General features: G+C 52.4%; 6 protein-coding genes and 1 tRNA gene. 5 read left to right on the top strand and 2 right to left on the bottom strand.

Annotation, left to right across the window (positions count from 1 at the left end; translation table 11 throughout):
* The 3 genes from Q7R85_02505 to Q7R85_02495 form a co-directional block, all read left to right on the top strand.
* Positions 1-1,143: class I tRNA ligase family protein (locus tag Q7R85_02505; GenBank protein MDO8584970.1), on the top strand; the 1,143-nt coding region annotated here is incomplete at its 5' end.
* Positions 1,144-1,242: 99 nt separating this feature from the next.
* Positions 1,243-3,051, top strand: a complete 1,809-nt coding sequence (glmS, locus tag Q7R85_02500) for a glutamine--fructose-6-phosphate transaminase (isomerizing) (protein ID MDO8584969.1) — start codon at positions 1,243-1,245, stop codon at positions 3,049-3,051.
* Positions 3,052-3,185: 134 nt separating this feature from the next.
* Positions 3,186-4,088 (top strand): hypothetical protein, encoded by a 903-nt coding sequence (locus tag Q7R85_02495; GenBank protein ID MDO8584968.1) that lies wholly within the window; start codon positions 3,186-3,188, stop codon positions 4,086-4,088.
* A gap of 99 nt (positions 4,089-4,187) precedes the next feature.
* Here the strand turns inward: Q7R85_02495 and Q7R85_02490 are convergent, their stop codons facing one another.
* A complete protein-coding gene (locus Q7R85_02490; protein MDO8584967.1) occupies positions 4,188-5,234 on the bottom strand; it encodes a trypsin-like peptidase domain-containing protein in 1,047 nt (348 codons plus the stop codon).
* Positions 5,235-5,376: 142 nt separating this feature from the next.
* Here Q7R85_02490 and Q7R85_02485 point away from each other — a divergent pair, with 142 nt between their 5' ends.
* Positions 5,377-7,281: a hypothetical protein gene (locus tag Q7R85_02485; protein ID MDO8584966.1), complete on the top strand. Its 1,905-nt coding sequence runs from the start codon at positions 5,377-5,379 to the stop codon at positions 7,279-7,281.
* A 162-nt stretch (positions 7,282-7,443) separates the two neighbouring features.
* Here the strand turns inward: Q7R85_02485 and Q7R85_02480 are convergent.
* Positions 7,444-7,514 (bottom strand) — tRNA-Ala (locus Q7R85_02480).
* 161 nt (positions 7,515-7,675) lie between these two features.
* On the opposite strand from Q7R85_02480, the gene Q7R85_02475 reads away from it, so the two are divergent.
* Positions 7,676-8,641 (top strand): IMP dehydrogenase (locus Q7R85_02475; protein MDO8584965.1); only part of this gene is annotated, 966 nt, incomplete at its 3' end.

Raw genomic sequence — 8,641 nt, 5'->3', positions numbered from 1 at the left:
TCGCGCCAACGGTATTGGGGCGAGCCCATTCCCGTTATCCATTGTTTGGATTGCGGTACGGTTGCGGTTCCCGAAAAAGATTTACCAGTGAAGCTTCCGAAGGTGAAATCGTACGAGCCGACGGGCACGGGGGAGTCGCCGCTCGCCAATATCAAGAAGTGGGTGGAGGTAAAATGCCCCAAGTGCGGGAAAAAAGCGCGCCGTGAAACAAACACAATGCCGCAGTGGGCGGGTTCGTGCTGGTACTACGCCGCGTATGCTGTACGCGGAAATCCTAAATTCGAAATTCTAAATTCTAAATTGCTGAATCAGTGGCTCCCGGTGGATTTGTACATCGGCGGGGTGGAGCATGCGGTGCTGCATTTGCTCTACGCGCGGTTTTGGCACAAGTTTTTGTTTGACATCGGCGTCGTGGGGACTGCCGAGCCGTTCCAAAAGCTAATGAACCAAGGGCTGATGATGGGGCCGGACGGAGCAAAGATGTCTAAGTCCAAAGGCAATGTGATAAATCCGGACGAAATGATAGAAAAATTCGGCGCGGACGCCTTGCGGATGTATGAAATGTTTATGGGGCCTTTTGAGGACGCGAAGGCGTGGGATCCGAACGGCATCGTGGGCATCGCGCGGTTTTTGAATCGGTTTTGGAATTTTGTTACAACAAACAAAAAAACAACGGAGACAAACGAAAAGGCGCTCTACCCCGTTCACCGCACCATCAAAAAAGTGACGGAAGATATTGAGAAGTTTCGGTTCAACACCGCGATCAGCGCTATGATGGTGTTGTTGAATGAAATTGAAACTTTGCCGGTGGCGAAACACGAACTGGTTCCCATCGTAAAAATTCTCTCGCCGTTTGCGCCGCACATCGCGCAAGAACTGTACAGTCAGCTCGGGAGTAAAAAATTGTTGGACAACGAATCGTGGCCGGAGTGGGATGCAAAACTCGCGGAAGAAGAAATCTTTGACCTCGTGGTGCAAGTGAACGGCAGAACGCGCGGCAAGATGAAAGCGGTGAAGGGCATTGCCGAACACGAGGCGAAAGAACTTGCGCTGGACAACGCGGATGTCAAAAAGTGGGTTGTTGGCGACGTAAAGCGGGTGATTTTTGTGAAAGACCGTCTCATCAATCTTATCGTCGGGTAGCGGTTACATCTGTTCGTTCGTGAGGGTTATATAAATACGCCTTCTCTACTTCTGCGTTTTCTCACTTCTTAATTCATACGTCCTACTTCTTACCCAAAAATGTGCGGCATCGCCGGTTACACCGGTTCAAAAAATGGTTTACCGATAGTGCTCAATAGCTTGCGCCGTCTTGAGTACCGCGGATACGATTCCGCGGGTGTGGTGTTTGGTGCGAATGGCGGATTGCGTGCCGTGAAAGCGGTCGGCAAACTTGGCGTTCTCGAAGACACGTTAGGGGAAACAGTCGCGGAAATCGGCACCGCGGTCATCGGGCACACGCGCTGGGCAACGCACGGAGCGCCGACGGAAAAAAACGCGCACCCGCACGCGGACTGTAGCGGAAAAGTGTTTGTCGTGCATAATGGCATTATTGAAAATTACCGTGAACTTAAAGAATTACTACAACGCAAAGGGCATACATTCACGTCCGAAACTGATACGGAGGTTGTCGCGCATCTTATTGAAGAGCGCTTGAAGCGTGAGAAGAATGTTGAGCGGGCGTTTGATGGCGCGCTCGGCGAAATCCGCGGCGCATACGCGTTGGCGGTGGTACACGCGGGAGAACCCGGTACGATTTATTTCGCGCGGTTCGGAAGTCCGCTGGTGTTGGGTTTAGGGAAAGGAGAATTTTTTCTTGCGTCAGATCCGACGGCGCTTGCGGGTGTTGCGCGCGAAGTCGTGTATTTGAAAGACGGCCAGCGGGGAACATTGACGCCGAAGGGTTATGCGGTGCATCCGTCCAAGCCTAAGATTGAGCTTTTAGATATTGATCCCGAGACAGTCAAAAAAGGCGCATATCCGCATTTTATGCTCAAAGAAATCTTTGAGGGACCGGAGGTGGTTGCGGCCGCCATGCGTGGACGGCTGAACGCCGCAACCGGCGCCGTAAAGCTCGGCGGTTTGGAGGAAATCGTAAGTGAGCTGCGCAAGAAAAGCGCATTGGAGATTATTGCCTGTGGCACTTCGTATAACGCCGGAATGGTAGGAGAGCTGTTGTTTGAAGAATTTTTCGGCGTGCCCACGGAAACGGCGCTTGCCTCCGAGTATCGGTACAAAAACGACGCGCCAATGAAAAACGCGGCATATCTGTTTATCTCGCAGTCGGGTGAGACGGCGGATACGTTAGCGGCATTGCGCAAGGCGAACGCGCGGAAGTGCTTGACGCTGGGGCTCGTGAACGTCGTGGGTTCAAGCATCGCGCGGGAAACAACCGCGGGAGTATATAATCACGCCGGTCCGGAAATTGGCGTCGCTTCCACAAAAGCGTTCCTCTCACAGCTGACCGTCTTGACGCTCATGGCGCTGATGCTCGGGAAGAAAACTATTGCGGCGAAGCGACTTGCCGCCGAATTGGGAAAGATTCCGAAAAAAATCGCAACAGTGTTGGGCGAGGCGGATAAGATTATGCATCTCGCGAAGCGTTACGCGTCCTATAAGGATTTTTTCTATCTCGGGCGTGGATATAATTATCCGGTGGCGCTGGAGGGCGCCCTGAAGCTCAAGGAAATTTCATACGTACACGCCGAAGGGTATGCCGGAGGAGAGATGAAGCACGGCCCAATTGCCTTGATTGATGACCGGTTTCCGACCGTCGCCATTGTCACAAAAAATGCGCTGTATGAAAAAATGGTTTCCAACATTGAGGAAATCAAGGCGCGTCATGGTAAGGTGATTGCCGTCGCGACTGTTGGCGACACGATGATCCGGAAACTCGCGGATGATGTGATTTATGTGCCGCCGACAGTGACGCAACTTGAACCGATGGTGAACGTTGTCCCGATGCAGCTTTTTGCGTATGCTGTAGGAGTAGGGAAGGGATATAATGTTGATACTCCGCGCAACCTCGCGAAGAGCGTGACGGTAGAGTGAGAATTTCTAACCTCCACTGTCATTCCCGCGAAGGCGGGAATCTAGGCCTTTGCCGCATACGCTGGATTCCCGCCTTCGCGGGAATGACACCGACTGCGTAAGTATTATAGTAATTAGTAATTAGGAATTTTTTTATGCACCGCCTTATTGGTCTTGTCATCATGTTCGCGGGGCTCACCGTGCTTTTTGTGATGTATCAGAATCGCGTTGAGTTATTGGGCTTGGATAAAATCCCGCGCATTTTAAATGTTCCGGAGCGCACCGTGCAAATTCCGGGAATACATCCGACGACTGTTGGGACGCCGACGGCGACTACCGGCAGCGGTGGAAAGCCCGCGACGACGATCGTGTCCGCGCCGAAACCCACACCGGCACCAAAGCCGATTTCATACGCAAAAAAAGTACGTATCGGCAATGTTTCGCAGGGCACATATCCGCGCCCGCACTCGGAGGTGACGCTGTACTCCGCGGCGGACATATTTATTGACATCACCGGATGGAAAATCAGGAGTAAAACCGACACGCTTGTTATCCCAAAGGCATTGCAATATTACACGCCACTCTATGAAGCCGGTAGTGAAACAGATATCGTGCTTCGTCCGAACGATCGCGTGATTATGTATTCAAGCGCCTCGCCGGTCGGTACAAATTTCCGGCTGAACAAATGCATCGGCTATGTCGCCTTGGCAAATAATTTTTCACCATCGCTTCCGGTCACATGCCCGGCAATTGATTACACATCGCTGCGCTATCTTTCCGGTGAGTGTCAGAACTATATCCGTAGCCTAAACTCCTGTCGCGTGCCCCCGCCAACGCCGCCGATTGAATACAACCCGTCCTGCAACGCATTTTTGCAAACACTAAACTATCAGTCGTGCTTTAACGGGCACAAGTCGGATAGCGATTTTTTGAGCAACGAAGTGCGTGTCTGGTTGGGCGATTCGTTCGGCAATACGCGCGTCATTTTTGACCGATATCACGACATCGTCCAGCTCGTGGCTCCGAGCGGAGAAGTCGTGGATGAGTACAACTATTAGAAGCTAGAATCTAGGGACTAGAATCTAGAACGGGACGCAAAAAATAAACGGAGCAAGATGTTCGTTAGATTCTAGATACTAAATTCTAGATTCTTATCCCTACCCCTTCCTCTCCGCGAGTGTCACCACCGCTTCTACTTCCTTTCCGTTTCGTAGCACGTTGAAGCGCACCATGTCGCCGACTTCTTTGGTTTCCAATAGGTCCTGAATGGTCAGTTCTTCGCCGAGTTTTTTGCCTTCACATTCGGTGATAATGTCTTTTTCCAAAAATCCGGCGCGCGCGGCGGGACTTCCGGGAACAACGGCGCGGTCTTTCGGCCCGTGGCTCATGATAAGCGCCCCATGTTCCACTGGCAACGACATTTTATTTTTTAGTCCCGCGTCAATCATGATATAGCGCAGCCCAAGATACGGCCGGAGAATGCGGCCGTGTGTTTGCAGGTCGTGCAGGTCGCGCTTCGCGGCGTTGATGGGCAAGGCGAAGCTTAAATTTTGCGCGCCAAACACAATTGCAGCGTTAATGCCGATGGCTTCACCGTCCAAATTGACCAGCGGTCCGCCGGAATTACCCGGATTGATTGCCGCATCCGTTTGGATAAGTCCGCGGAGTTCCTGAACGGGGGAGTGCGGGTCAGCCGAGGCGCGGATGGATCGTGAGAGTCCCGAGACGATGCCGGCAGAGACGGTATTACGAAAAATGCCGAGCGCGTTTCCGATGGCAAGTATTTCCTCGCCTAATTCAAGCGTTGAAGAATCGCCGAGCGCGACAACCGGCAAATCGGTCGCCTCAATTTTGATGATGGCAAGGTCTTCAATGGGGTCTCGCGCGAGCACGCTTGCTTTCATTGCGCGCCCGTCGTTTAAGAGAACGGTATATTCCGCGTTCGGATCAACAACGACGTGTTTGTTGGTTAAAATGATGCCGTTCGGGGTTGCAATAAATCCCGAGCCGCCGCCGACTTTCACCATTCCGCGTTCGTCGGCTTGCGCGCGCGCGATGTCCATCGGGTTTTCGCCCATCGGCAGCGGCCCCATGAGTTCCGGCGGCATTTCCTTTTCAATCGCTTCAAGCGTTTTTGAAATGATGATGGAAACCACCGCCGGCATAACTTTAACAATCGTGGATTTTATTTTTGATGCTGACATTTCTTTATTGTAGCAGATTTCTCGTCATCCCCGCGAACGCGGGGATCCAGAGTGTACAAACCGGATAAGGCTGGATTCCGGGTCAAGCCCGGAATGACAACGAATAAATAGCGCTTTTTAAAAAAACTGATAGGATAGTATTATGGTTTCACCTGAAAAATTTACCCCTCCGGAGCCTGAAAAACCGGAGAAGAAAGAAGAAGAGCCGATGGTCCGCGTTGTGGCGCAACCGGCGGGTGATGTCCGCGCGGGAAAGAAAAAGGAGTACGGAATGATCGCGTATGAGGACGAGGTGTTTTCTTTTCCGAAGAGCGCGATGCCGCGGTATAAGCAGTTTGACGTGGACGTCGAACTGCAAAAAATTCGGCTTACGCGCGGACCGCGGATTCCAGAGGGCAAATCTGAGCCGGAGAATCGGCGCAGCGAGACAAAGGAGCGGTTGGCTGAAATGAAGGAAATGCTTGTACGGCAAAAGGAGGGCGTCGGTGTCGCGATACGCGCGCTTCAACGGATGATGCAGGCGGACCCTAAGGCGGACGGCGTTAAATTTTTCAAACAAGTGCTGGAGTTCGCGCCTAAGTACCGTTTTTCTCACGCCCAGCTGGAAGGGTTTTGGAAGGCGATTACCGCGTACGGCAAGAAGCATTCCGCTGTTGAAAAATATCGCAAAGAATTTCCGAGCGACGAGCGTCTTTTTGAAGCATGTTTTGGAAGGGCGCCGCAGGGAAAAGTTGAAGTGATAAAGGAACCGATGATGCTGTATGTGCGTTGTTACGACGATGATGATTATGCGTTCGCGTATGATTTTGATGAAACGGGCGGCGACGAAACGAAGCTGACTTCCGCGATGCGGAAGCAGGCAATGCAATCCGCTGGAGCGGCGCTAGGGGCAACGAAGATTGAGGCATTAAACAGCGCGGTCGCGATAGAGCGCACGAGCACGGTGGTGACGGCGGAGCATCGTGAAGAAGAATCGACGGACCATTTGCGAGCGCTGGGAAAGGGGAGTTCCGAATCCGTTATATTGAAAGATGCCGCAACTTCCGTCGCGGTTGAGGTGTTGGGCGTGGGAACATTTATTATTGAGGTCGTTGAACGCGCAACGGATGGGCGTCCGTCGCAAGTCATACTTATTGAGGAGCGCAACGGTAAGCGCGTCGTTCTTCGCACCCTGCAATATCGGGCAACAAGGGATAGCGATGGGCATGGCGTGATGCTTGATGAGCGTGGGGGACGTCACGGTCTTATCCAATACGTGGTACAAGGCGGAAAAGGGCCGGATGCCGCGCGCGCGACTATTTCATTTACCTATACCGCGGCGCGTGTTACCAATCACGGCAAAGAACTTGTCGCCGTTGCTTATAAAGCGCACGAGAAGAGCGTTGAGATTGACGAAAAACTCAGCGCGGCAATTCGTACGCATGAAGGACAGCATCTCGTGAACCGCTTGTTTGAGCCGCTTGCGTGGAAGGTCGCGGAAACGGAAATTATGGCGCGCGCCGCGCGCGCCGCCAAAACTCCAGACGAAACGAAACAGATGCTCATGGCGGAGCTCGCGCGGTCAGCGCGGAGCATTATAGGTATTGATAATGAAGCGCGCGACGAGATACTTGCGTATTACAAAGACGGGTCATCGCTCAAGTATATTTTAGAACAGCTTACGCAAACGTCGTTGTATGCGTATCGCGACGCGACGCGTTATAAAGAACGGATCGCGGAATTGCCAAAAGTGATTGCGGGTAGTATGACAAAAAATATGAGCGCGATTATTTATGATACCGTACCGGCAGAAGAAGCTGGAGCGCCGGCTGAAGAAAAGATGTCCGACGTGGTGCCACTGCTTACCCTCGCTTCCGAGGCGAAACCGTATGTGGAAAAAGCATTCGGCGCGGAGTACGATAAAGATGTTGAACGCTGGATCGGCGCTATTGAAACACTGGAAAAGAAAGGCTACGGTCGCGACGAGATCGTCTCTGTGCTTTACGGCGAAAAAGTTCCCGATTGGACTGCATTTGCCCGCCGCGCGCTGGAGAAAGGGAAAGTGTAATGTTGCGGACCTAGCCGGAGGTCTCACTGCTCGCTTCGCTGCGCTTTGAAACCCAGCGGTTTCAATACTTCCGCCACGGGGAAACTCCCGTTTCCCCGACCCCCTTCCCGTTCGATTCCGTCCACAAATAATAAAACCCGCACCTGCGGGTTTTATTATTTGTGGACCTAGCCGGAATCGAACCGGCGCTTCGTCCTTGCAAAGGACGCACACTACCATTATGTTATAGGCCCGCTTTTTCCGCGTCATTCCCTGCCTGCCGCCAGGCAGGCGCGTCCATCCGCTTCTACATTTTATAGCATAAAGGAGAGAAATTTGGTAGAGTGAAACCGAAGGAGTAATCTCCCGAAGTTATTGTAACGCTTCGACTTCGCTCAGCGAATAAACTCTTTTTATGCCAAAAAACGTAACAAACGGTGAGCTTCCGCTTGCGCTTTCATACGACGACGTGCTGCTCGTGCCGCATTATTCCGATATTCAAACGCGGAAAGTGATTGAAATTACCACCAATCTTTCACGGAACATTAAACTGAACATTCCTATCGTGAGCGCGAACATGGACACGGTGACTGAAGGCAGAATGGCAACAGCGATGGCGTTGGAGGGCGGCATCGGCATCATCCACCGCTTTATGTCTATCGAGGAACAGGCGGCGGAAGTGAAAAAAGTGAAGCGCGCGGAAAATATTTTCATCAATGACCCCGTCACCATTTTACAAACGGCGACCTTGGGCGAGGCTCTGGAGATAATGAAAAAGAACGGCGTGAACGGCATTATCGCGGCGGACGCGAAGAAAAATTTGTATGGAATCTTGACTGCGCGCGACGTACGGTTCAAAACCGACCTGTCGCTGAAAGTGAAAGACCTGATGACGCCGCGGAAAAAGCTTATTACCGCGCCGAAGGGGATTACGGCCGAGGCGGCGATGAATCTTTTGGATAAACATAAATTGGAAAAATTACCGTTGGTGGACAAGACAGGAAAATTGGCGGGGTTGGTTACTGCCGCGGATTTTAAAAAAATGCGGGAGCACGCACGCGCGGCGAAGGACAAAGATGGGCAGTTGCTTGTGGGCGCCGCAGTCGGCGTGAAGGATGGAGTGGAGCGCGCAAGGGCATTAGCGAATGAGGGCTGCGATGTGCTGGTCATTGACATCGCGCACGGCCACCACATCCGTTGTATCGAACTTTTGAAAGAACTGAAGAAAAAGTTTGTTGGGGTGGATGTGGTCGCGGGAAATGTCGCAACAGCGAGTGGCACCGTTGATTTGATTAAGGCGGGAGCGGATGCGATTAAGGTGGGCATCGGGCCCGGGGCGGCGTGTTCCACGCGCATCGTGGCGGGTTCCGGCGTGCCGCAA

The sequence above is a fragment of the bacterium genome, from assembly GCA_030649055.1.
Lineage (GTDB): Bacteria > Patescibacteriota > Minisyncoccia > UBA6257 > JAUSGH01 > JAUSGH01.
This window is presented reverse-complemented; position numbering and strand designations above follow the sequence as displayed.